The sequence below is a fragment of the Arthrobacter sp. Br18 genome (assembly GCF_000520555.1).
GTDB lineage: Bacteria > Actinomycetota > Actinomycetes > Actinomycetales > Micrococcaceae > Arthrobacter_D.
The window spans coordinates 13,774-36,770 of sequence record NZ_KI914857.1; the positions used below are offsets into that span (position 1 = coordinate 13,774).

21 protein-coding genes are annotated in these 22,997 nt (G+C 66.9%); 10 read left to right on the top strand and 11 right to left on the bottom strand.

The window, feature by feature from the left end:
- The first annotated feature begins 114 nt into the window (after positions 1-114).
- From Y704_RS0107635 to Y704_RS0107645, 3 genes are all read left to right on the top strand, one after another.
- Positions 115-1,398, top strand: coding sequence for an endonuclease/exonuclease/phosphatase family protein (locus tag Y704_RS0107635; RefSeq protein ID WP_162149387.1), 1,284 nt, complete (start codon positions 115-117; stop codon positions 1,396-1,398).
- Between the two features lie 140 nt (positions 1,399-1,538).
- On the top strand, positions 1,539-2,273 hold the full coding sequence (locus Y704_RS0107640) for a hypothetical protein (protein WP_026549682.1): 735 nt from the start codon (positions 1,539-1,541) through the stop codon (positions 2,271-2,273).
- Complete coding sequence (locus tag Y704_RS0107645) at positions 2,270-2,995, top strand: hypothetical protein (RefSeq protein ID WP_026549683.1); 726 nt, start codon at positions 2,270-2,272, stop codon at positions 2,993-2,995. Before Y704_RS0107640 ends, Y704_RS0107645 begins: the two co-directional genes overlap by 4 nt.
- Positions 2,996-3,211: 216 nt before the next feature.
- On the opposite strand, the gene Y704_RS0107650 is transcribed toward Y704_RS0107645, so the two are convergent.
- From Y704_RS0107650 to Y704_RS0107665, 4 genes are read right to left on the bottom strand one after another with little or no spacing between them, the layout of a single operon-like run.
- A complete protein-coding gene (locus tag Y704_RS0107650; protein ID WP_026549684.1) occupies positions 3,212-3,490 on the bottom strand; it encodes an HPr family phosphocarrier protein in 279 nt (92 codons plus the stop codon).
- Positions 3,491-3,531: 41 nt separating this feature from the next.
- Positions 3,532-5,634, bottom strand: coding sequence for a PTS fructose transporter subunit IIABC (locus tag Y704_RS0107655; protein ID WP_026549685.1), 2,103 nt, complete (start codon positions 5,632-5,634; stop codon positions 3,532-3,534).
- Positions 5,634-6,656, bottom strand: a complete 1,023-nt coding sequence (locus tag Y704_RS19725) for a 1-phosphofructokinase family hexose kinase (RefSeq protein WP_081747473.1) — start codon at positions 6,654-6,656, stop codon at positions 5,634-5,636. The genes Y704_RS0107655 and Y704_RS19725 overlap by 1 nt, the downstream gene beginning before the upstream one ends.
- Positions 6,653-7,420, bottom strand: coding sequence for a DeoR/GlpR family DNA-binding transcription regulator (locus tag Y704_RS0107665; protein ID WP_026549686.1), 768 nt, complete (start codon positions 7,418-7,420; stop codon positions 6,653-6,655). The genes Y704_RS19725 and Y704_RS0107665 overlap by 4 nt, the downstream gene beginning before the upstream one ends.
- Positions 7,421-8,028: 608 nt before the next feature.
- On the opposite strand from Y704_RS0107665, the gene Y704_RS0107670 reads away from it, so the two are divergent.
- On the top strand, positions 8,029-8,295 hold the full coding sequence (locus Y704_RS0107670) for a GlsB/YeaQ/YmgE family stress response membrane protein (protein WP_026549687.1): 267 nt from the start codon (positions 8,029-8,031) through the stop codon (positions 8,293-8,295).
- Positions 8,296-8,516: 221 nt separating this feature from the next.
- Entirely contained in the window at positions 8,517-9,296 is a 780-nt protein-coding gene (locus tag Y704_RS0107675; RefSeq protein ID WP_026549688.1) for a hypothetical protein, read from the top strand.
- A gap of 16 nt (positions 9,297-9,312) precedes the next feature.
- On the opposite strand, the gene Y704_RS0107680 is transcribed toward Y704_RS0107675, so the two are convergent.
- Positions 9,313-10,518, bottom strand: a complete 1,206-nt coding sequence (locus tag Y704_RS0107680; protein WP_081747484.1) for a DUF445 domain-containing protein — start codon at positions 10,516-10,518, stop codon at positions 9,313-9,315.
- Positions 10,519-10,673: 155 nt separating this feature from the next.
- Between Y704_RS0107680 and Y704_RS0107685 the strand changes: the two genes are divergently transcribed.
- Together Y704_RS0107685 and Y704_RS0107690 are read left to right on the top strand one after the other, a co-directional pair.
- The gene (locus tag Y704_RS0107685; protein ID WP_026549690.1) at positions 10,674-11,549 is read left to right on the top strand and encodes a glycerophosphodiester phosphodiesterase; all 876 of its coding nucleotides are present in this window, start codon (positions 10,674-10,676) and stop codon (positions 11,547-11,549) included.
- 56 nt (positions 11,550-11,605) lie between these two features.
- Complete coding sequence (locus Y704_RS0107690) at positions 11,606-13,408, top strand: glycoside hydrolase family 15 protein (RefSeq protein ID WP_026549691.1); 1,803 nt, start codon at positions 11,606-11,608, stop codon at positions 13,406-13,408.
- Here Y704_RS0107690 and Y704_RS0107695 read toward each other — a convergent pair.
- A complete protein-coding gene (locus Y704_RS0107695; RefSeq protein WP_026549692.1) occupies positions 13,398-14,573 on the bottom strand; it encodes a zinc-dependent alcohol dehydrogenase in 1,176 nt (391 codons plus the stop codon). The genes Y704_RS0107690 and Y704_RS0107695 overlap by 11 nt on opposite strands.
- A 99-nt stretch (positions 14,574-14,672) precedes the next feature.
- On the opposite strand from Y704_RS0107695, the gene Y704_RS19730 reads away from it, so the two are divergent.
- Together Y704_RS19730 and Y704_RS0107705 are read left to right on the top strand one after the other, a co-directional pair.
- Positions 14,673-15,416, top strand: a complete 744-nt coding sequence (locus Y704_RS19730; protein WP_051476808.1) for an AzlC family ABC transporter permease — start codon at positions 14,673-14,675, stop codon at positions 15,414-15,416.
- The gene (locus tag Y704_RS0107705; RefSeq protein WP_026549693.1) at positions 15,413-15,724 is read left to right on the top strand and encodes an AzlD domain-containing protein; all 312 of its coding nucleotides are present in this window, start codon (positions 15,413-15,415) and stop codon (positions 15,722-15,724) included. The genes Y704_RS19730 and Y704_RS0107705 overlap by 4 nt, the downstream gene beginning before the upstream one ends.
- A 17-nt stretch (positions 15,725-15,741) precedes the next feature.
- Here Y704_RS0107705 and Y704_RS0107710 read toward each other — a convergent pair whose 3' ends face one another.
- Genes Y704_RS0107710 through Y704_RS0107730 form a run of 5 tightly spaced genes read right to left on the bottom strand, consistent with a single transcriptional unit; the run spans position 15,742 to position 21,663 of the window.
- Positions 15,742-16,083, bottom strand: coding sequence for a YnfA family protein (locus Y704_RS0107710; protein WP_026549694.1), 342 nt, complete (start codon positions 16,081-16,083; stop codon positions 15,742-15,744).
- A gap of 27 nt (positions 16,084-16,110) precedes the next feature.
- A complete protein-coding gene (locus tag Y704_RS0107715) occupies positions 16,111-17,232 on the bottom strand; it encodes an acetate kinase (RefSeq protein ID WP_026549695.1) in 1,122 nt (373 codons plus the stop codon).
- Positions 17,229-19,310, bottom strand: a complete 2,082-nt coding sequence (gene pta, locus Y704_RS0107720) for a phosphate acetyltransferase (protein WP_026549696.1) — start codon at positions 19,308-19,310, stop codon at positions 17,229-17,231. Before pta ends, Y704_RS0107715 begins: the two co-directional genes overlap by 4 nt.
- A 52-nt stretch (positions 19,311-19,362) precedes the next feature.
- A complete protein-coding gene (locus Y704_RS0107725; protein WP_026549697.1) occupies positions 19,363-20,520 on the bottom strand; it encodes a fatty acid desaturase family protein in 1,158 nt (385 codons plus the stop codon).
- A gap of 54 nt (positions 20,521-20,574) precedes the next feature.
- Positions 20,575-21,663: a ferredoxin reductase gene (locus Y704_RS0107730; protein ID WP_026549698.1), complete on the bottom strand. Its 1,089-nt coding sequence runs from the start codon at positions 21,661-21,663 to the stop codon at positions 20,575-20,577.
- Positions 21,664-21,763: 100 nt separating this feature from the next.
- On the opposite strand from Y704_RS0107730, the gene Y704_RS19735 reads away from it, so the two are divergent.
- Positions 21,764-22,987, top strand: coding sequence for a PucR family transcriptional regulator (locus tag Y704_RS19735; protein WP_051476809.1), 1,224 nt, complete (start codon positions 21,764-21,766; stop codon positions 22,985-22,987).
- The last annotated feature ends 10 nt before the right edge of the window (positions 22,988-22,997 follow it).

Consider the following 22,997-nt stretch of genomic DNA (forward strand, 5'->3'; position numbering starts at 1 on the left):
GTCTGCCTTTTGATGCGTCATGTCGGACCTGCCGTTCGAGTTCGAATCGTTATTTCCCCGGCCGTTTCATCACCCCGATCCTCGGTAGGGTTTAAGTTTCTGCAGGAAACTACTTTGAGGGCGGTCAGGTTGGGGGAGTGGGGGAGGCGGATCATCGCGGCAGTCGCTGCCGCAGCCCTTGTCGCCGGCGCATCCGCACCCGCACCCGCGCAGGCCGCACCCGCATCATCCTCCCTGGTGATCGCACCCGAGGATCAGGGCGCGGACCGGCAGCAGATCCGCGTCGCCACCTACAACGCCGGCCTCACCCGACCGAATGCCGGGGACCTCGTCGGAGACCTGGGTGCTCCCGACGATGCCCAGGCCAGGGCGGTGGCTCAGGTGATCCAGACCAACCAGCCCGACGTCCTGCTGATCAACGAATTCGACTACGACGCCGGGCAGGAAGCGGCCGGGCTGTTCCGCACCAACTACCTGGGCGTGAGCCAACAGGGGCAGGCTCCCGCGGACTACCCCTACTTCTATACCGCGCCGTCCAATACCGGGGTGCCGAGCGGCTCCGACCTGAACAACGACGGAACCGTCGGAGGGCCGGACGACGCCTACGGCCACGGTGATTTCCAGGGCCAGTCCGGGATGGTGGTCTATTCGAAGTACCCCATCGACAAAGCGGCAGTGCGCACCTTCCAGAACTTCCTGTGGCGCGACATGCCTGGCGCCCGGCTGCCCGTCGACCCGGTGGCCCAGGGCGTCGGCTGGTTCTCCGAGGATGAGTTGGACACGGTGCGGCTCTCCAGCAAGTCACACTGGGACATCCCGGTCACTGTGGGCAACAGGACGGTGCACGTGTTGACGAGCCATCCGACTTCTCCCGTTTTCGACGGCAGTGAGGACCGCAACGGCAAACGGAACTTCGATGAGATCCGCCTGTGGGCGGACTACATCCAGGGCGGCGAAACGGCCCGGTACATCTACGATGACGACGGCGGCGTGGGCGGGCTCGGGCACAGCGACCGGTTCGTCATTCTGGGCGACCTCAACAGCGACCCCCGGGACGGCGACTCGCTGCGCGGCTCGATCGACCAGCTGCTGGAGAGCAGACAGGTGCAGGACCCCCGACCATCGGCTGACGGCGCCACAGAGGCCTCGGTTCTCCAGGGCGCAGCGAACGCCGGGCACCGGGGCGATCCGCAGCACGACACCGCCGATTTCGACGACCGCGGCGTAGGGAACCTCCGTGCCGACTATGTCCTCCCGTCGAGAACACTTTCGGTGCTGGGGTCGGGGACCTACTGGCCGAAAGCCGGCACTCCGGGATCCCACCTCACCGGCATTTTTCCGTTTCCCTCGAGCGACCACCGGCTCGTTCACGTCGACGTGAAGCTGAGGAGCTCGTAGTACGCCCGCCGACTGCCCCTCGGGCCGCCGTTAAAGTGAAACTGGCTCCGCGTTCTGCGTATGGGGGAATCGCAGAATGGGGAGCCAGTGATTTCAGTATACTTCCATGGGAGCACGATACGTCCAATCGGAAGGTGATGATGGCCGTCACAGCCAAAGCGTTCCAGCTGTGGCGATCCCGGATCGCTCCGAACGACACCGTTTCCGACGTCTGCCGCACGGCCGGCATCAAGCGCTCCACCCTTGCCCAGCAGCTGGTCCGGGGGAAAGTCTCAGTGGGTACCGTTATTGCCATCGCCCGGGGGTACTCGGAAGACCCCGTGCAGGCGCTGGCCGAGTTCGAGGGTTATCGGGACCTCGGGTCGAGCCTGCGTCCTCCGACAGACGCCGAGCTGGTGAGCCAGGTGTCCCATATCGACATCCTGCGGCTGCTGGTTGCGCGAAGTGAGGACAGGGAGCGCGCCGGCGACACCGTGGAGCTGGAGCTGGCACCCTTTCCACACCGGAATTCACTGCGGGCGTGGGTCGAGGCGATCGACCCGGGGGACCTGCGGCAAAGCCTCGCTGCCCGCACCGGGGTCGCGCGGCAGAACCTCTCGGCGCAGCTGACCGCGGGCAGGCTGAGCCCCGAGCTCGCCGTGGAGGCCGCCAGGATTGCGGGGGTGTCGCTCACGAGCGGGCTGGTGGTGACGGGTCTGCTGACCCCGGAGGAAGGCGGCTGGCCGGACCGCGGAAGGGGACGAGCCCTCTGGGCCCTGACCGATATCGAGCTGGTGCAGCTCGCCCGGGACCGCCTGGAAATTCTCGGGAAGCAGCTGCGGAAGGCTGAGCTCGAGGACGGTCACGATCAAGCGATATGGGAGAACCTCGGATGAGCGTTGTGGCACTTCAGTGGGTGGCGCTGGCGGCGTGCCTGCTCGGAGCAGCAACCCGCCTTCCCGATATACACCGGGGACGCGGCAGGGGTGTCTTCACCGCCCTCGTACTGTTGTCCGTTGCCGTGGGCCTTTCCCTTCGGCCCATCTACCTTGCGGTGGATCAGCTACTGGGCGGCGTCAATCTGGCCAATCTGGTGATCCGCATGGCCCTTTACGCGGTTTTCGTCCTCCTGGGCCTGAGGATGGTGGCCGCGTTCGACGCCCCGCGGGCACGGAAATTCATCCTCGGACCACTGGGGATCGCCGTCCTCGTTGCCACGGTGGGAGCCACGGTGTACTTCTTCGTCCAGAGTGACCTGTCCTACAGTTCCACGGGCCTTGGCGCCTTCGAGGACCAGGAAGCGGTGCAGCACTACAGCGAAGTGGGGCGGCTCTATCCGGGATACGTGGCCGCCTGCCTCGTCGGCCCGTCCCTTGCCTCTGTGGTCAACAGCGGCGCCCGTTTTCTTCACCGGCTGGCCGGGGCCTTCCTTGCACTGGGTTTCGGCACTGTCACCCTGTTCGCGGCGCTCCGGCTTCTGGGGGTGGAACTGGCCGCGTGGAACATCATCCTGCCCTTCAGCGCCATCCTCTGCGTGGTGCTGGGTCTCTGCCTGATCTGGCTCAGCAGGCGGCGCGCTGCGCACAGCGGCGGCCGCTCGAACCTGCTCGCGCAGTAGCCGCCGGAGCGATCCTGGTGGCCTGACGTGCCCTGGCCTGTCAATAGTGACCGAACTGTGTCCTGGTGCTATTCACGTTTTCATCATCGTGTGTCAAAATTATGAATATGTAACTGCCGCTGACCGTGGGGGGTCAGCGGATCGTTATTAAAACCAGCAGGTGCGTCCATTAGAACGGGTGGACGCACCTGCTTTTTTCGAGGGACGCGCCGCCGGCTACTCGGCGTCGTGATCCGTTTCGATGATTCTCGCCAGTGTCTCCAGCGCGTCCTCGGCGCCGTCGCCCTCAGCTCGGAGGACCACGACGTCGCCGTGCGATGCGCCGAGGCTCATGAGCGACAGGATGCTCGACGCGTCCATCGCCTCCTCCGCGGGCTCGCCCTCCAGCGCGATGGTGACTTCCAGGGGAATCTCCCCCGCCGCCTCGGCGAAGATCGAAGCGGGGCGGGCGTGCAGGCCTACGCGGCTTGCCACTGCTGCTTTGCGTTCTGCCATGGTGTGTTCCTTCTGGTTGATGGACCTACTACTGGTGGCGCCTATGCCGCTACCGTTTCAGCGGGGACCGCATCCTTCCGCCGTGCTGCGTGACGCTTGAGTGCGACGACGAGAAGTGCGGAGATGATCGTGCCCACGAGAATCGACACCATAAACATAACCACGTTGCCGATGGCGAAGAAGACGAAGATTCCGCCGTGGGGTGCCTGGGAGGTGACTCCGGTTCCCATGATCATCGCGCCGGTGACTGCTGCGCCGACCATCGAGGAGGGGATCACGCGCAGGGGATCCGCGGCTGCGAAGGGAATTGCGCCCTCCGAAATGAATGCCGCGCCCAGTAGCCAGGCCGCCTTGCCGTTCTCCCTTTCCGCTACCGAGAACCGGTTGCGGTCGATAACTGTGGCAAGGGCCATCGCCAGGGGCGGCACCATCCCGGCGGCCATGACGGCCGGCATGATCTGCCAGGGGGCCTGGTTGTCGATGGCGCCCGCACCGAGGCCGGCGACCGCGAAGGAGTAGGCCACCTTGTTCACGGGGCCCCCGAGGTCGATGGCCATCATGAGGCCGAGGATCACGCCGAGACCGAGGGCCGCGGTTCCGGTGAGGCCTGACAGCCAGTCGTTCAGACCGACGGTCAGGGCGGCAATCGGTCCGCCGAGCACGAGGAACATGAGGCCCGAGGCGACGATTGATGCAACGAGCGGAATGATGACCACGGGCATGAGGCTGCGCAGCCAGCGGGGAACGGCAATGCGGCCGATCATCAGGGCCACGTACCCTGCGAGCAGGCCGCCGACGATACCGCCGAGGAAGCCGGCGCCCATGAAGCCCGCCACCGCACCGGCCACGAAGCCGGGGGCGATGCCCGGGCGGTCGGCGAGGGCGTAGGCGATGTAGCCTGCGAGCGCCGGCACCAGGAAGGCGAGCGAGAGTTGGCCGATCTTGAACGCCACGGCGCCGAGGTACTGGGCCAGGCCCCCTTCGGGCAGGTTCAGCAGGCTGTTCTCCAGGACGACAACGTCCGCCGTCTCGGTGATGAGGTAGCCGCCGAGCAGGAAGCCGAGCGCGATCAGGAGCCCGCCGCCGGCCACGAACGGGATCATATAGCTGACACCGGTGAGGAGGGCCCGCTTCAGCGTGCTGCCGATGCTGTCCTTGCCGCCGTCGTCGTCGGCCTGCTCACCGCCTGCTGTTCCGGCAACGCGCCGGGCATTCGGGTTCCTCGCTGCCGCCACTGCTTCGTCGACCATGACACCGGGCTCGTCGATTCCGCGCTTGACGGGCGAGCTGATGACCGGGAGGCCGGCGAAGCGCGCCTTGTCGCGGACGTCGACGTCGACGGCGAAAATCACCGCATCAGCGGCGGCGATGACCGAGGGATCCATCGGGGTTGCGCCCGAGGAGCCCTGGGTCTCGACCTGGAGATCGATGCCGCGTTCTTTTGCGGCGGCTACGAGGGAGTCCGCAGCCATATAGGTGTGGGCGATGCCCGTGGGGCATGCCGTCACTGCGACGAGGCGGCGGACCTCGCCCTTCGTCCCGCTGTGCGTATCCGGACCTCCTTGCGCATGCGGCCCGCTCTGTGGGTCCGGGCTGCCGCGCCCGACGGCGGAAGCACCGGCAACGGTCGCGCCCTGCGCCGGGCCGCCGCTGGTAGCGGCGTCCTGCTTCGGTGCGCTCTGGGCGGCGGCGCCGGTTCCCAGCGCCCCCTCGACGAGCCGCACCACGTCCTCGTTGGTCTCGGCCGCCCGAAGCGAGGCGGTGAAGTCTTTCCGGATGAGTGACCGCGCAAGCTTGGACAGCAGCTTCAGGTGCTCCTGGTCGGCGCCGTCGGGAGCCGCGATGAAGAACACGAGGTCCGCGGGCCCGTCCTTGGCACCGAAGTCGACGCTGGGGGACAGGCGTGCCATGGCGAGCGTCGGTACGAGCACGGCTTTGGACCGGCAATGGGGAATGGCGATGCCGCCGGGAACCCCGGTGGCGGTTTTTTCCTCCCGGGCCATGGCATCGGCATACAGGCCGTCCACTTCGCTGGAGCGGCCCTGCCCGGCGACCTGTTCCGCCAGGTAGCGGATCACCGATGCCCGTTCTGTTCCAAGGTTCGAATCCAGAGTGACAAGCTCCGGAGTGATGAGATCGGACATTAGACTTCCTCCTGTGCAAAGGGTGTTGCGGGGGGTGCAGTTGCGCTTCGGTCGGTGACCGGAAAAACAGCGGATAGTTTCGTGACTGTTACTGCGGCCGGCGTGGTTTGTGCCAGGGAGGGCACCGCGGAGCCCGGCAGTGATGCCGCGGCGGAGCCGTGGGCCACTGCCTGGCGCAGGCAGTTCTCGGGAAGTTCGCCTGCGCCATGGGCCAGCAGGTATCCGGCAAGCGCCGAATCGCCCGCACCTACGGTTGAGCGTGCCACCACCGGTGGGTGGGAAGCGTGCCAGGCACCCCGGGAGGTGACAAGCAGCGCACCGCGCGAACCGAGGGTGGCCAGGACGGCGCCGACACCGGCGCTGACCAGGACGCCGCACGCCCGGGCGGCCAGCCCGGGATCTTTCTCCAGGGCATCGCCATTCCCGACACCGGAAAGCTCCGCGAGCTCTTCGGCATTCGGTTTGAGGAGATCCGGTGGGCTTTGTCCTCCGGCGGCTTCCGCCAGGGGAAGGCCCGAGGAGTCGACCGCGATCAACGGCGCCGCGGCACCATACCTATCCCGAACGGCAGCGACGACAGTGGTGTAGAAATCGGGGGGGACTCCGGGGGGGAGCGATCCGGCAAGGACGAGCCACTGCGCGCCCTCGGATTCGCTGACTACCAGCGCGAGGAGCGCCTCGACCTGGTCCGGGTCGAGCGTGGGACCGGGTTCGTTGATCTTCGTGGTCGTGCCGTCCGGTTCGGTGAGCGCGGTGTTGATGCGAAGCGGCATGCCGATGATCAGGTTCCGGTACGGCACCCCTGCATCCCGCAGCCCGGCAAGGACCGGGTCGCCGTCATCACCGGGCAGGAGGGCAAGGGAGGGTACTGCGGAGACGGTCAGTGCACGGCTGACGTTGACGCCCTTCCCTCCAGCTTCCTGCGCGGCCCCCGACGCGCGCTGCACGGCACCCCGCGCAAGGGGCAGGGCGAGTTCCACCGTTCGGTCGATGCTCGGATTGGCGGTGAGGGTGAGAATCACGCGATCACCACCTCGACATCAGCATCGGCGAACGCTGCTGCGAGAGCGGCGTCCGGCATGAGATCAGTGACGAGTGCATCGATATCCTCCAGGGAAGCGAAACTGACGAGGGTCTCTTCGTTGAACTTCGAACTGTCGGCCAGCAGAACCACGCGTCGAGCTGAGCGGACGATTGCCGTCTTCACCGCGGCTTCATCGGCATCGGGAGTGCTGAGGCCGAAATCACCCGAGACACCGTTGGCGCCCACGAATGCGACGTCGGCACGGAGCCTGCCGAAGCGGGCCACGGTCCCGCTTCCGACGGCAGCGCTGGTGGGCGCCCGCACCCGTCCGCCCACCAGTTCCACCTGCAGGGACGAACCGACTGCGCGGTTAGCAACGGGAACGGCGTGGGTGATCACGGTCAGGCCGGGCAGATCGGCCGCAGCGAGGAGCCCGGCGAGTGCCCCTGTGGTGGTGCCGGCGTCAAGCACGATGGCTCCGGTGGCGGGAACCATCTCCAGGGCAGCCTGGGCGATCCGCAGTTTCTGCGATGTGTGCGCGGCTTCGCGACTGGTCAGGCTCGGCTCATTCGTCGTCGCGGAACTTTCAGCGATTGCGCCGCCGTGGACCCGGCGGAGCACTCCATCCCGTTCGAGCAGGGCGAGGTCGCGCCGCACGGTCTCCTTGGTGATGGCGAAGCGCGAAGAAAGCCCCGCGACAGTGACCCGGCCATCGGCGGACACCAGATTGCTGATCTGTCGGTATCGTTCTTCGGCGAACATCCGTAGCTCCGATGCTGGGGGAAATCTTCGATAATGTGAGATTAGACCCGCCTATCTGTTCAAGTCAAGACTATTGAGCGAGATTCAATCACAAACGCAGATCCACGGCGGCGACCCGGAGCAGGGGCGGCGGTCCTGCAGACCGCACCCGTCCGCTGCGGTCCGGCAAGCAGGACTGCGGCCACGCCGCGTGGGAATATCGAAAGTAAACAAAGTGCATATTGCACGAAGTGCAATGATCGATATCAATATCCTGTATCGATTGCATTTCATCGGGAAGGATCTGATGCAATGCAATTGGCGATATCAATCCCACGGCCGGTGATATTCAGGACCGGAGTCGGGCGGCGTGGTCGGCGGCAGTGGCTGTTCAGCCCGCCGACGGGATCGCCGCGCTGGCATGGAGGGTTGACTCTCCCGGGACCGGCTGGCGGAGTGTGCACCAACCTAGAAAGGCCTTGATTGTCCGCAAAGGAGGAGTGCTAGGATTGAACCCTAAGCATGCTGATGAAGTAGGGTGAAAACAAGTTGCACGTCAGTGCATCGGTATTGTCCGCAAACCGCCGGCCCCCGTTGGCCGGCAAACATCACTCAAGGAGCACTACATGTTGCATTTTCTCGCATTCCTCATTCTCGGCCTTATCGCCGGCGCCATCGCGAAGCTGATCCTGCCGGGCAAGCAGGGCGGCGGCTGGCTGATCACCATGATCCTCGGCGTCGTCGGCGCGCTGCTCGGCGGCTTCATCGCCAATGCGGTCTTCAGTGTCGACACCGCTGGGACGTTCTCGCTGCCCTCCATCCTGTTTGCCGTTCTGGGTGCACTCATCGTCCTCGTGATCTACGGCGCCGTCACCAAGCGCGGCTCGCGGGTCTAGTAATCAACCGCTCCTGCGTGGCACGGCTGAACCGTATTTGGGGGATCAGCACGGGAACTGCGCGGGGGAGCAGCGCGGAAAGGCGCCGCCGGACATCCGGGGGCGCCTTTCCTGTTTTAAACAGTCCGGTCCTGGTTCACCACCAGGGGGGGCCTGCCGGGAGCCGGCGTACCTAGACTGGAAACCATGTGTGCCGGCCCTGCCGGCAAGGAGAGGACGCCATGCCAACGAACCCGTTCAGCCGGAACCGGCCCAACCCGGCGGCGAAGGCCGCCAACAATGCACTGTTCGATGCGGACGGCAACCCCAAGCCCCAGATCACCCGGGCGATCGAACGCGCCCTCGATGTCCAGCGGCCGCTTGTCCTGGCCAACCTGCGCCGGGTTCGCCGGGGCAGGCCACAGGCCGCGCCGGCCGAGCTTGCCACCGTGCTGGAGCGGGACTACCTCCGCGCCACCACCCTCACCGGAGCCGCGGTGGGCGCGACCGCCGCAGTGCCGGCCGTAGGGACAATCGCTTCGCTCGGACTGTCAGCCGCAGCCACGGTCGGGTTCCTCGAAGCGACGGCCCTGTTCGCGGAATCAATTGCCGAGCTTCACGGAGTGCCTACCGATGACCCCGAGCGCTCCCGGGCCATGGTCATGGCGATCCTCATGGGAGAGGAGGGTACGGCCCTCATCACCTCCACCTTGGGAGCATCGGCCGGGGGAGCGACCCAGCACTGGGGGAACCTGGTGGGCAAAGCTGCCCCGACGTCCATGGTCCGCGGCCTGGCGGGGACCCTGCGGCGGCAGTTTCTGCGCCGCATCCTGGCGAAGCAGGGAGGCATGCTGCTCGGCAGGGCACTCCCGTTCGGAGTGGGTGCCGCGGTCGGCGGCGCAGGGAACCACATGATGGGCACGTCGGTCATCAAGGCGACACGGCTGGCATTCGGCCCGCTTCCGCGGACCATCCCTGGAGAACTGGCGAACAGCCTCGATGCAGTCCGCGGGGCGAACTAGCCGGAGTTAGCCGGAACTAGCCGAAGATGGCGTGCGCCACCGAAAAGATCGTCAGCCCGGCAAGCGCACCCACCACGGTGCCGTTGATGCGGATGAACTGCAGGTCCTTGCCGATCTGCAGTTCGATCTTGCGTGAGGTTTCCTTGGCGTCCCACCGCCCTACGGTCTCGGAGATGACGCCTGCAATCTCACTGCGGTAGGTGCGCACGGCGTAGGCGGCGCCGTCCGAGATCCAGCGGTTCACCTTGCCTGCGAGCTCGGGATCCCGCGACAACCGCGAACCGAAGTCCCGCACCGCGGTCTTGAAGTTCGTGGTGAGTTCGCTGTCCGGGTCGTTGACAGCCTCCAGCAACGCCGTCTTGATGGTGGCCCAGGTCCGAGCCGTCAGGTCCCGCACCCGGGGATCGTCAAGAAGCTGGGCCTTGATCTCCTCGGCCTTCGCGATGGTATCGGGGTTGCGCTGCAGATCGCCGGCGAGGTCCTTCAGATATTTGTCGAGGGCGATGCGGACTTCATGGCGGGGGTCGTCCTGCACTGCGCGGATGAACTTGGAAACCTCGGCGTACACGCGGTCTCCGACTACGCCGTCCACCAGCCGGGGCACCCAGGTGGGAGAGCGTTGGGCCACAACACGCGTGACCACGGAGTAGTTCGCATCCACCCAGTCGGCTGCGCGGTCCACGAGGAGGTCGACGAGGCGGTGGTGGTGGCCCTCGTGGAAGATGCGCTCCGCCAGGCGTCCGACGGGTGGTCCCCAGGGAGGGGCCAGCACATGCCTGCGCACCATCGCTTCGATCACGCCCTGCACGGCGTCGTCGTCGAGCACCGTGAACATGCCGCGGATCAGTGCGGCGCCCTCCGCGGCGACGCGGTCGGCACTCTCCGGCCGCTCCAGCCAGGCACCTGCCTTCTGGGCGATCCGCGCTGTCTCGAGCTTGTCCCGGACCACCGACTCGGAGAGGAAGTTCTCCTCGACGAACTGTCCGAGCGAAAGGCCGATCTGGTCCTTCTTCCGCGGGATGATCGCGGTGTGCGGGATCTTCAGGCCCATTGGATGCTTGAAGAGTGCGGTCACTGCGAACCAGTCGGCGAGCGCGCCCACCATCCCGCCCTCCGCTGCCGCGCGGACGTACTGGAGCCAGGGATACTGTTCCTGCAGCGCGAAAGCCACCAGGAAGATGACCGCCATGATCCCCAGCATGCCCGTCGCGAAGGCTTTCATGCGCCGCAGCCCTGCGGCGCGCTGGTCTTCAGTGCCGATCGTCTCTCCATTCACACATGCCAGTCTAGCCACGGGAGCATGGAGCCCCCGTGGCTGAGGCTGCCGCATCAGTCGCGTAGCGTGGGAGCGGAACGTCGGAGCAGTGCAGAGGAAGGATGCAGCGCGTGCGTCAAGTGATTTTCGCCCACCGGGGAGCGAGTGGGATGTTCGCTGAGCACACCCGGGCCGCCTACCTCCAGGCACTGGCCGACGGCGTCGACGGCGTGGAGTGCGATGTCCACCTGACGCAGGACGAGCAGCTTGTCTGCATCCACGACTCCACGCTGGACCGGACGTCGAACGGCTCGGGAGCTGTTGCCGACTCCACGCTGCGCGAACTTCGTGGCCTCGACTTCTCCTCCTGGAAGGGAGCCCGGATTCCTTCCGCCTTCGGCGGACCTGCGAATCAACTGCTGACCCTCAAGGAACTGGTCGACCTGCTCCGCCTCGCCGGGAGGCCCCTTGCCCTGGCGATCGAACTGAAACATCCGGGTCCCTTCGGCCTGCGCCTCGAAGAGGAACTGATCGCCTTCCTGATGGATGAGGGGTGGGATCCCGAAAGCTCGAGGCTGGGTGCCATCGACGTCAGCTTCATGAGCTTCAACCCGGACTCCATGCGGCAGTTGGCCGAGGCCGCTCCCCCCCACGCACTGTGCCAGTTGGTCGCGGACATCGAGCCCGGCGAGGTGCGTGATGCCCTCAGCATCGGCTCGCTTGCCGAGGGAGCGGTGATCAACCTGATGAGCCGTGCGATGCGGGAAGGCGGAAAGCTTATCGACGGCCACGTCGTAGGCCTCGCCGGACCGGGCATCCGCTACGTGGAGAACCACCCGGACCGCGTGCGGCGCTGGGTCGAGGAGGGCCAGCGGGTGCGGGTCTGGACAGTGAACACCCGCGAGCAGTACGATCTCGTCACCTCCCTCGGCGTGCAGGAATTCAGCACCGACTACCCCGCGCTGATGAAGCAGCTGCGCCACGAGCCCGCGGAGTAGCACCCCGCAAGGAGGTTGTCCTGCGCGGCCGCACCCGGGTGTGATTGAGTTGAGCCATGCAATCCCCCATCGAGGACTACGCGCTCCTGTCCGACCTGCACACCGGAGCCCTGGTCTCCCGTGGTGGAAGCATCGACTGGCTCTGTTTTCCGCGCTTCGATTCGCCGTCGGTCTTTGCGGCCATGCTCGGAACGGAGGACCACGGCCGGTGGCTGGTGGCGCCGTCGGGCAGTGCCGAAGTAGTGGGGCGCAGCTACATCGATTCGACCTTCGTGCTGCAGACCCACTGGCGTACCGACTCCGGGGAGGTCCTCGTGACCGACTTCATGCCCACCGGCGACCGGCGTGCCTCGATCGTCCGACGCATCCAGGGCATTCGCGGCACGGTGGTCATGGGACAGGAGCTGGAGATCCGCTTCGGCTACGGGACGATCCTGCCGTGGGTCAGCCAGGAGACCGATGACGACGGCCAGATGCTGCTCGCCATTGCGGGCCCCGACGCGCTCATGCTTCGAAGCCCACGCCTGACTGCGGCCGGGCACAGCCATGTGGGAGCCTTCACCGTCAACGCCGGCCAGGCGGTCGATCTCGAGCTGGTCTGGTACCCGTCGCACCGGCCGTCGCCCAGCGCTCTCCACATCGAGGAGGCGCTCGACGAAACCATCACCTACTGGAAGTCCTGGGCGGCGAGTTACGACGACGGCGCCAGGCATGGCCCCGCCGTCCTGCGGTCGCTGCTGGTCCTGCGCGCACTGACGCATGAGGACACGGGCGGCATCGTGGCGGCTCCCACCACGTCGCTTCCCGAGGAGTTCGGCGGCACACGCAATTGGGACTACCGGTTCTGCTGGCTGCGCGATGCCGCCCTGACGTTGGAAGCGATGATGACCCACGGGTTCCAGGAGGAGGCGCTTGAGTGGCGCAACTGGCTGCTACGGGCCGTCGCGGGGGATCCTGAGGACCTCCAGATCATGTACGGAGTGGCGGGCGAGCGGAATCTCCCGGAAAAGGTCCTCGACCACCTGCCGGGCTATGCCGGTTCGACCCCGGTCCGGATCGGCAACGGCGCAGTGACGCAGTATCAGGCCGACGTCGTGGGTGAGGTCATGGTGGCGTTGGAGAAGCTGCGCTGCCACGGCGAGCAGGAGGACCACTTCTCCTGGCCGCTGCAGAAGTCCCTGCTGACCTTCGCCGAGAACCACCTCAACGACCGCGACCACGGCATCTGGGAGATGCGCGGGGAGAAAATGCACTTCACCCACTCAAGGGTCATGATGTGGGCCGCCTTCGACTGCGGGGTCCGCGCGGTCCGGGACCACGGCCTCAACGGCCCTGCCGCGCACTGGGAGGCGCTGCGCGACGGGCTGCGCGCCGAGATCCTTGAGCGCGGCTTCAACGCTGAAAGAAACTCCTTCACCCAGACCTACGGCGACACCGAGATGGATGCCTCGCTGCTGCAGCTGCCGCAGGTCGGGTTCGTGGACTACGACGACCCGCGAATGCTGGGTACCGTGGCGGCGCTCGAGAAGGACCTGCTCAACTCCGACGGACTGTTGGCGCGCTACCGCACCGAAGCGGTTGCCGACGGTCTGACGCCGGGAGAGCACCCGTTCCTCGCCTGTTCGTTCTGGCTCGTGGAGCAGTACGCGCACAGCGGCAGGGACGACGAAGCGGCAGCGCTGATGGATCAGCTGGTCGGCTACAGCAACGAACTCGGCCTGCTGTCCGAGGAGTACGACGCCGGCCGGAGCCGCATGGCGGGGAACTTCCCCCAGGCCTTCTCCCACCTGGCGCTGGTGCGTGCCGCCGACGCCCTCCAGGAGGCACACACCAGGGCGTCGCTTCCCGTTACGGCTTGAGAATCACCTTGATGCAGCCGTCCTGCTTCTTCTGGAAGGTTCGATAGGCCACGGGCGCCTCATCGATCGACACCTCATGGGTGACCAGGTCCGTGACGCCGAGGGGGTCGGAGGGCTCCTCGACGAGTGGGAGCAGTTCGTCGGTCCAGCGGCGCACGTTGCACTGGCCCATGCGGAACTGGATCTGCTTGTCGAACATGGTCTTGAGCGGCATGGGACTCGCCGTTCCCCCGTAGACCCCGCTCAGCGAGATGGTCCCGCCCCTGCGGACGGCGTCCACGGCCGAGTGCAGTGCCGAGAGGCGGTCCACTCCGGCGACGTCCATCGCCTTCTGGGCCAGTGCGTCCGGCAGGAGTCCGACGGCGTTCTGTGCGAATGCGCCCACCGGTGAATTGTGTGCCTCCAGCCCGACCGCGTCGACGATCGAATCCGGTCCGCGCCCTCCGGTCATGCTGCGCAGCTCCTCGCCGAGGTCCTTGGTGAAATCGACGGTTTCCACGCCGTGGCGTTTGGCCATGGCGCGGCGCTCCGGTACCGGCTCGATGCCGATCACGCGGTACCCGAGGTGCTTGCCGATCCGCGAGGCGAACTGGCCCACGGGGCCGAGGCCGTACACGGCGAGGGTCCCGCCGTCGGGCACGTCAGCGTACTTGACGCCCTGCCAGGCCGTGGGAAGGATGTCGGAGAGGTAGAGGTAACGCTCGTCCGGGAGGTCGTGCCCCACCTTGACCGGGCCGTAATCGGCGTGCGGAACGCGCAGGAATTCGGCCTGGCCGCCGGGAACCGAGCCGTAGAGCTCCGAGAAGCCGAACAGGCTTGCGCCCGTCGACTGCTCACGGACCTGGGTGGTCTCACACTGCGACTGCAGGCCGCGGGAGCACATGAAGCAGGCGCCGCAGGAGATGTTGAAGGGAATCACCACGCGGTCGCCCGGCCTGATGTTGGTGACCTCGCTGCCAACCTCCTCCACGATGCCCATGGGCTCGTGACCGAGGATGTCGCCGCGGTCCATGTAGGGACTGAGCACCTCATAGAGGTGGAGGTCGGAGCCGCAGATGGCGGTCGAGGTGATGCGCACGATCGCGTCGGTCGGTTCCTGGAGCTGCGGATCGGGCACATTGTCCACGCTGATGTTTCGCCGTCCCTGCCATGTCACTGCCTTCATCGTTACTCTCCTCGCGATTAGTAAGTAGGCTGTTCTTTCTACTATTCCCCGATTCGGCACAAATGGGAAGTTTCGCCCCGCCCGGCATAACCTAGGGCAGTGAAGCTTTCCGAATCGCCTGCTGTGAAGGTGGGGCTGTCCATCGCGGTGGCCACGGGCCTCTATGGAATATCCTTCGGTGCGCTGTCCGTTTCGGCAGGCCTTGATCTGTGGCAGACGATGGCGCTGAGCCTGCTGTTGTTCAGCGGCGGCTCGCAGTTCGCGTTCATCGGTGTGCTTGCGGGAGGCGGCAGCGGACTGTCCGCCCTGTCGGCCTCGGCGCTGCTGGGCATCCGCAACGGCGTCTACGGCATGCAGCTCAACCTGCTGCTTCGGCCGAGGGGCTGGCGCAGGCTCGCGGCCGCCCAGGTCACGATCGACGAATCGGTGGCCACGGCAACGGGCCAGACGGACCCGGCCGAGCAGCGGCGGGGCTTCTGGGCGGCCGGCCTCGGAGTATTCGTGCTGTGGAATGTGTTCACCGTGCTCGGCGCGCTGCTTGGAGCAGCGATCGGCGACCCGGCGCAGTGGGGGCTCGACGGCGCCGCGGCCGCCGCATTCCTCGGGCTCCTCTGGCCGAGGATCCGTGCGAAGGAACCCGCCACCATCGCGGTGCTGTGCGCCGTCGTCACAGTGCTTGCCGTTCCCTTCGTTCCGCCCGGAGTGCCGATCCTGATCGCCGCAGTGGTGGCCGCCGCCCTGGGCCTCTCCGGCCTCGGGCCCGTGTCGGAGGGGCTGGAACCCGACGTCGACCCCTATCCCGCCGACGCTGCGAGATCACCAGGCGCGGAGAAACTCCCATGAGTCTCTGGGGCTGGATCCTCGCGGCATGCCTCGTATCCATGGCCACGAAGCTTGCGGGCTACCTGGTGCCCACGAGGCTGCTGGATAATCCGCGCATGCTCCGGGTTGCCGGGTCGGTGACGATCGGCCTGCTCGCAGCACTCACCGCTGTGAATACTGTGGCCTCGGGAACCGGAGTGGTGGCTGATGCCCGCCTTGCCGCGCTGGCGGCCGCGGCGGTTGCACTCTGGTTTCGGGCGCCGTTCCTCGTGGTGGTCGCTGCGGGCGCGGTCGCTGCAGCGCTGGCCCGGCTGCTCGGAGCCGCGTAACCCGCTGCCGGTCTCCCTCAGGAAGGAGGGAGCCGCGGCGCGAACATGATGACGGCGACCCCGACCACACAGATCGCGGAGCCGGCGATGTCCCACCGATCCGGCCGGAATCCGTCGAAGACCATTCCCCAGGCGAGGGAGCCGGCCACGAAGACGCCTCCGTAGGCGGCGAGGATGCGGCCGAACGACGCGTCGGGCTGCAGGGTGGCGATGAAGCCGTAGACCCCGAGCGCCATCACGCCCAGGCCCGCCCACCACCAGGGACGGCCCTCACGCACGGCCTGCCAGACCAGCCAGGCGCCGCCGATCTCGGCAACGGCCGCGAAGACGAACAGGACGACTGATCTGGCGATGGTCATACGCCAAGTCTGCCCGAGAAAGCGCCGCTATCCAGCGGCGACGACGGCGACGGTTGCCTCGGCGATCGCCGCTTCCTCGTTCGTGGGCACCACCAGCACGGGAATAGCCGATGTTGCTGCGCTGACGACGCGGGGCTCCCTGCTGCGGGGTGCGTTCCTGCCGTCGTCGAGCATCACCTTCAACGCGCCCAGATGTCCCACTGTCGCGGCGCGGAAGCCGGGCGAGTTCTCGCCGATCCCGGCGGTGAAGACGAGTGCCTGCGCACCGCCTACCGCTACGTGATAGGCGCCGATGTACTTGGCGAGGCGGTACGCTGCAACATCGAGGGCGAGCTGCGCGCGCTGGTCTCCGGCGCCGGCGGCTTCGTCGATGGAGCGCATGTCATTGGTCCCCGCCAGTCCCCGAAGCCCGGATTCCCGGTTGAGCAGGGTGTCGAGGTCCGCGGCCGAGTACCCCTCACGCATCAGGAACAGCAGGATCGACGGATCGATATCCCCCGACCGCGTGCCCATCACCAGACCCTCGAGCGGGGTGAATCCCATCGACGTGTCGATGCTCTTCCCGTTCCGGACGGCGGTTACCGAAGCTCCGTTGCCGAGGTGGGCGATCACACCGTGAAAATCCCCCGGTTCGACACCGAGCAGGGCTGCGGCACCGCGGGACACGTACTCGTGGCTCGTGCCGTGGAAGCCGTAGCGGCGGATACCGTGCCTGCGGTAGAGCTCGTCGGGAACCGCATACCGCCAGGCCCGCTCGGGCAGGGTGCGATGGAACGCAGTATCGAATACTGCCACCTGGCTCATATCCGGCCACTTCCCGGTGATCGCGCGGATCCCCTGCACGGCTGCCGGATTGTGCAGGGGAGCCAGCGGATTCAGCCGCTCGATGGCGCGGGTGATCTCGTTGTCGATCAGCACGGGTTCGCTGAAGCGCTCTCCGCCGTGGACGACCCGGTGCCCGACGGCGTCGATCGTGCGTCCGTCGAGGGCGTCGTTCACCTGCTGGTCCACGAGGTCCAGGGCTGCCGTGTGATCGGGCACCCCGGCCTCGCCGATCCGCTCGATCAGGCCCTCGGCGAGGACGTTCCCGCCGTCCCGGACCTGGTACTTCAGTGACGATGAGCCGGAGTTGATGACGAGGACGATCACGGGAGCCTTTCCTGCTGTGCCTGGACCGCGGTGATGGCCACGGTGTTGACGATGTCCTCGACCGTGCATCCGCGGGACAGGTCGTTAACCGGCTTGCGCAGGCCCTGCAGCACCGGGCCGACGGCGACCGCGCCTGCCGACTGCTGGACCGCCTTGTAGGTGTTGTTGCCGGTATTGAGGTCGGGAAAAACGAAGACCGTCGCGTGGCCTGCGACCGAGGAACCGGGCAGCTTGGAAGCCGCCACCGAAGCATCCACGGCGGCGTCGTACTGGATGGGACCCTCGACGGCGAGTCCGGGCCGCCGCTGCCGGACAAGCTCCGTGGCCCGGCGCACCTCGTCGACCGCCCCGCCCTGCCCTGACTCGCCCGTTGAGTAGGAGAGCATGGCGACGCGAGGCTCCACCCCGAACTGTTCTGCCGTTTCGGCCGAGGCGATGGCGATGTCGGCCAGCTGTTCCTCGTTCGGATCAGGATTGACGGCGCAGTCGCCGTACACCAGCACGCGGTCGGACAGGAGCATGAGGAACACCGAGGAGACGATGGTGACGCCGTCCCGGGTCTTCACGAACTCGAGGGCGGGCCGGATGGTGTTCGCCGTGGTGTGCGCGGCGCCCGAGACCATGCCGTCCACCGTGCCGAGCTGGACCATCATGGTTCCGAAGTATGCTCCCTCGAGCATGCGTTCACGGGCCTGTTCGATCGATACGTTCTTGTGCGCCCGCAGGCGGACATACTCGGCCGCGAACTCCTCCCGCAGGTCCGAAGTCTCGGGATCGATCAGGGTCAGACCGGTGAGGTCGATGCCCTGGCCCGAAGCGAGTTCCCGGATACGGGATTCCTGCCCGAGGATCGTCAGGTCGCAGACGTCGCGCCGGTGGAGGATCTCGGCAGCCTTGAGGACGCGGATGTCGGTACCCTCGGGGAGCACGATACGGCGGCGCTGCGACCGCGCGCGCTGAATCAGTTCATGAAGGAACCGCAGGGGCGTCATGCGGACGGCCCTCGGAAGTTCGAGGCGCTCGAGCAGTTCCGTCTCGTCGACCTGCCGCGACCAGGCGCCCAGCGCGGCGGCGGCCTTGCGGCGCAGACCGCTCGCAATCTCCCCGCGCACCTCGCTGACGCGGCGGGCGGCGGTGTAGGTGTCGTCGTCGAGCGCGAATACCGGGAACGGAGCCTGTGCGAGGAGGGCAAGGATGTTCGGGTCCGGCGCGAGGCCGCCGGTGAGGATCAGGCCCGACGGCACCGGGAAATCCGGGGAGAAGGACGACGCCAGGGTGGCCACGTGGACGTCGGCGCGGTCGCCGGGAACGATGACGAGGGCACCGTCGGTGAGGAGGTGAAGGAAATTTCCGACATTCATGGCGGCGACACGGATCGAGCTGACGTCGCGCTCGAGATTGGAACTCCCGGCGATCTGACGGGCACCCAGCTCGGCTGAGACTTCCGAGATGGTGGGCTGCGAGAGTTCGGACAGTTCGGGGATCACGTAGACCGGCCGCCCGGAGCGTCCCGGCCGCACCTGCGAGGCGATCGTCGCGACGGCGTCGTCCGCTGCCCGGTTCACCATCATGGCCAGCAGTGAGACCTTTGCCGCATCGAGTTCGCGCCGTGCGACGTCGACCGTGTCCGCAGCTTCGGCGACCGACATTCCCTTTGCGCTGACCACCGCCAGCACCATCGCTCCGAGGTTGTTGGCGAGGCGCGCGTTGAGGTCGAACTCGACGGCGGCGTCGTTTCCACTGAGGTCGGTACCCTCCACGATGACGACGTCGCACTCTGCGGCGATTTCCCCGTAAATGGCCACGCACCGCGCATCGATCTCCGCGCGCTCGCCGGCGACGAGGAGCGCCCGCGCGTCGGCCCTCGTCAGGCCGCCGCGCGAACGCTCCGGAGGGAGCTTGAAATTGCGCTGCATGAGCCGCACCATGGGGTCCGCCGCCGGGTCGTCACCCTCCACGATGGGCCGGAAGAAGCCCACGCGGTCGGCGTGCCGGTGCAGCATGTCGGCAAGTCCCAGGGAAATCAGGGATTTGCCGGAGCCAGGGGTCATGGCGCTCACATAAATTCCGCGGGTCATTTCCCCATCCTGACAGGCTCGTTCGCCGCTGGCCATCAGAAGGGACGCGGGGCTAGGCGCTTGCGGGCTTTCCCTTCCGGAAATGGCCCTTGCCGGGAAGCGCAAGCTTGAACACCTTGGCCCAGGTGGAGGCAACCTGCTTGGGCAGCGGTCCGGTGGTGTAGGGCAGCCCGTAGCGGAGGCAGATCTCGCGGACCCGGACCGCCACTTCGGCATAGCGGTTGGAGGGCAGGTCGGGGAAGCAGTGGTGCTCGACCTGGTGCGAGAGGTTGCCGGTCATCAGGTGCATCAGCTTCGATCCGGAGATGTTCGCCGATCCGATCATCTGCCGTACGTACCAGTCGCCGCGTGTTTCGCCCTCGACATTTTCCTCGGTGAAGGTGTCGGTACCGTCGGGGAAGTGCCCGCAGAAGATCACCGCGTGAGCCCAGACGTTGCGGACCGCGTTGGCGACAAGGGTGCCGTAGAGGGCCTGCTTGCCGGAGCCCGTCAGCATGGCGACGGCAGGGGTTGCCGCGTAGTCCTTGGTGAACTGCTTGACAGCCTTGATGCCCACCGCTTTGAGGTCGCGCTTCAGGTCGGCCTTGGACTTCAGGCCTTCGTTGTATTCCGGGAGCTCGAGGTCGTAGAGGGCGATTCCCCACTCGAAGACGGGCGCCAGCATAGCGTTGTACAGCGGGTTGCCCAGGTTGAAGGGCTTCCAGGGCTGGTCCGCGTCCATCCGCAGGAGGTTGTATCCGACGTCGCGGTCCTTGCCCACCACGTTGGTCCAGCGGTGGTGGAGGTCGTTGTGGGTGTGCTGCCAGGACCTCGCGGGTGTCACGAAATCCCACTCCCACGTGGTGGAGTGGATGTCCGGGTCCCGCATCCAGTCCCACTGGCCATGCAGCACGTTGTGCCCGATCTCCATGTTCTCGAGGATCTTGGCGAAGCTCAGCATCGTGGTGCCGGCAATCCAGGCCGCCTTGTTGCGCCCGAACAGGAGGGCGCCGCGGCCTGCGAACTCGAGGCCGCGCTGCACTTTGATGACGCGGCGGATGTAAGCGGCGTCGGTCGCTCCCCGCTTGGCGAGGATGTCATCACGGATGGCGTCGAGTTCAACGCCGAGCTCGGCGATCTGCTCGTCAGTGAGGTGGCGTGCGGCCTGCGGACGGACCAGGGGATGGCCGGAGGCTGCCAGGGCTCCTGGCCGGGTGAGGGTGGTCGTCATGGAGAGTGCTCCTTAGGAATCGGGTGACAAGTCGGTCGTTACAGGTACTTCGGTCTAGTGGTCGAGATTGACTGGCCCGGCGGCGGCCGAAACACAGGTCTGGATCAGCTGCCCCGGATCGCCGTGCACTTCCCCGGTCCGGAGGTCGCGGACCTGCCCGGCCCGCAGCGGCAGCAGGCAGCTGTGGCAGATGCCCATGCGGCACCCGCTGGGCATGAGGATACCGGCGTCCTCGCCGACGTCGAGCAGCGGGGTTTCCCCGTCCGCCTCGACCTCCAGATCGGAGGCCTCGAAGGTGACCAGGCCGCCGTCGTGCCCTGCTCCACCGGCGAGGCTGGTGCTGAAGCGTTCGATGGTCAGGCTCCCGGGATCCGCTCGGCCAGGTTCCGGATCGGTACGGGGGACGCCTGATTCGGCTGCCCAGAACACTTCGGCGTCATCGAGGAAGCCCTCGGGCCCGCAGGCGTAAGCGGCGCGGGACCGCCAGTCGGGGCACAGCGTGTCGAGGGTGGCTGCCGTGAACTCCAAGCGGCCGCGCTCCTCGGTGAACCAGTGGGTGACGCGCAGGTTCGGGAACTGGTCGGCGAGCTCATTGAGTTCCTCGCGGAACAGGCTCACGTCCGGGGTGCGGTCCGAGTGGACGAGCACGACGTCGGCATCCGGGCGACGCGGCACGAGGGTGCGGATCATCGACATCACGGGGGTGATGCCGCTGCCGGCCGTCAGCATGAGCAGCGACCGGGGATGTTCGGGGAGGACGAAGTCACCCTGGGGCGGCGCAAGGAAAAGGACATCACCGGGGCGGGTGTTCCGCACCAGGACGTTCGAGACGGCACCGGCATCGGTTACGGTGATGGCCGGGTCCTGGCCTGCCGCCGCACTCAGCGAGTAGGACCTCCAGTGCCGGACGCCGTCGAGCTCGACGCCGATACGGGCCCACTGGCCCGCGCGGTGGGCATGCCAGCCGGAACCCGGACGGAAATAGATGGTGGCCGAATTCTCGGTTTCGCGCACCACGCTCGTCACGATTCCCCGCAGCTGGCGGGCCGAGAAGACCGGGTTGAACAGCGCGAGGAAGTCTTCCGGTGTGAGCGGGGTGATGAGAGCGGACGCGGCGCGTGCCAGTCTGGGGAGCCGGATCATATACTCAAGCTTAGAACGGTTCGGAGCTCGATTCTTCTATCCGGGCATACGATTAGGCTGGGCTAACTAGCTCGCGGAAACAAAAGGCCTGGTGTATAAGATGCCCATCGACCGTCCCCCGGCACCTGCCCTCGACCCGCCCTGGCTCGGACTCCCGCGTGAGGTCAGCGACATGCTCAGGCCGCAGGTGAGCGGAATCGTCGAGGCCATCATCGAGGCCGTGCCGCAGCTGGTGCCGGCCTACGCCCGGCCCATGGAGGGGCGGTTCGGCAGCGGTCTGCGCGGAGGCGTCGCCGTGGCCCTGGACCGGTTCCTCCAACTGCCCGGAACGCGGCTGCCGGCCCTCTCGGAGGAAAGCCGGCAATTGGTGGCGGGTCTCGGCAGGGGCGAGTTCCGGCAGGGCCGCAGCATGGATGCCCTGTTGAGCGCCTATCGCACCGGTGCCCGCGTCACCTTCCGTGAAATGTCGAAAGTATCGGCGGAGAACAATCTCGGGCTCGGCGTGGTGGTCAACCTCGGAGAGTCGATCCTCGCGTACATCGATGAACTCTCCGCGGTCAGTGCAGAAGCCTACGCCTTCGAACAGTCGGAGCGTGCAGGTGCCGTGGACCGGCGTCGGGCCGAACTGCTCGAACTGCTGCTGATGGGCCAGTCCGACGAAACGGTCCTCCGGCAGGCGGCGTCCATGGCCGACTGGGCGTTGCCGGCCCGGCTTGCCGTGGTGAACCTGCCCCTCGAGCGCGCGGAGGGCCTCCGGATGCGGCTCGGCCCGGGATCGCTGGTGATCGAACGCGAGACCGATGCCGTGGCTCTCGTTCCGGCGCGGCCGACGTCGACGGCGCGGACGGAACTGGCCAGGACCCTGCGGGGCCGAAGGGCGTCGGTGGGGCCGGTGGGCGGACTGGAGCAGGTGTCCGACTCGTTGCGCCTGGCCATCCTCGCGGCGTCGATGCTGCCTCCGCGGGAAGGCCCCGAGGACCCGCCCATCTGGGCGGACGAGCATCTGACCCAGGTCATCCTGGGTGCCGAACCCACCGCGACCAGTGAACTGGCGCAGCGGCGGCTGGCCCCGCTGGCCGACCTGCCGCCGACACAGCGCGACAAGCTGGCGGAGACACTCCTGTCCTGGTTGAGGCACTGGGGGCAGCGGAATCTCGTTGCGGCCGAGCTGGGGATCCATGCGCAGACGGTGGGCTACCGGGTGGCGCAGTTGCGGGAGCTTTTCGGCGATGGTTTGAAGGACCCGCAAAGCCGGTTCGAGCTGGAACTGGCGCTGCGGAGCGGGTGGCTCACCCCTGCGGGTGGAAGCACCACCCCCCGTTGATGAAGCAGAG

Bases quoted from the DNA above. Each gene is read 5' to 3' on its own strand.
- Y704_RS0107705 (WP_026549693.1), top strand. From the start codon at position 15,413: ATGAGTCTCTGGGGCTGGATCCTCGCGGCATGCCTCGTATCCATGGCC.
- Y704_RS0107650 (WP_026549684.1), bottom strand. From the start codon at position 3,490: ATGGCAGAACGCAAAGCAGCAGTGGCAAGCCGCGTAGGCCTGCACGCC.
- Y704_RS0107730 (WP_026549698.1), bottom strand. From the start codon at position 21,663: ATGATCCGGCTCCCCAGACTGGCACGCGCCGCGTCCGCTCTCATCACC.
- Y704_RS0107645 (WP_026549683.1), top strand. From the start codon at position 2,270: ATGAGCGTTGTGGCACTTCAGTGGGTGGCGCTGGCGGCGTGCCTGCTC.
- Y704_RS0107665 (WP_026549686.1), bottom strand. From the start codon at position 7,420: ATGTTCGCCGAAGAACGATACCGACAGATCAGCAATCTGGTGTCCGCC.
- Y704_RS0107655 (WP_026549685.1), bottom strand. From the start codon at position 5,634: ATGTCCGATCTCATCACTCCGGAGCTTGTCACTCTGGATTCGAACCTT.
- Y704_RS0107685 (WP_026549690.1), top strand. From the start codon at position 10,674: ATGCAGCGCGTGCGTCAAGTGATTTTCGCCCACCGGGGAGCGAGTGGG.
- Y704_RS0107725 (WP_026549697.1), bottom strand. From the start codon at position 20,520: ATGACGACCACCCTCACCCGGCCAGGAGCCCTGGCAGCCTCCGGCCAT.
- Y704_RS0107680 (WP_081747484.1), bottom strand. From the start codon at position 10,518: ATGAAAGCCTTCGCGACGGGCATGCTGGGGATCATGGCGGTCATCTTC.
- Y704_RS0107690 (WP_026549691.1), top strand. From the start codon at position 11,606: ATGCAATCCCCCATCGAGGACTACGCGCTCCTGTCCGACCTGCACACC.
- Y704_RS19735 (WP_051476809.1), top strand. From the start codon at position 21,764: ATGCCCATCGACCGTCCCCCGGCACCTGCCCTCGACCCGCCCTGGCTC.
- Y704_RS0107640 (WP_026549682.1), top strand. From the start codon at position 1,539: ATGGCCGTCACAGCCAAAGCGTTCCAGCTGTGGCGATCCCGGATCGCT.
- pta (WP_026549696.1), bottom strand. From the start codon at position 19,310: ATGACCCGCGGAATTTATGTGAGCGCCATGACCCCTGGCTCCGGCAAA.
- Y704_RS0107675 (WP_026549688.1), top strand. From the start codon at position 8,517: ATGCCAACGAACCCGTTCAGCCGGAACCGGCCCAACCCGGCGGCGAAG.
- Y704_RS0107695 (WP_026549692.1), bottom strand. From the start codon at position 14,573: ATGAAGGCAGTGACATGGCAGGGACGGCGAAACATCAGCGTGGACAAT.
- Y704_RS0107710 (WP_026549694.1), bottom strand. From the start codon at position 16,083: ATGACCATCGCCAGATCAGTCGTCCTGTTCGTCTTCGCGGCCGTTGCC.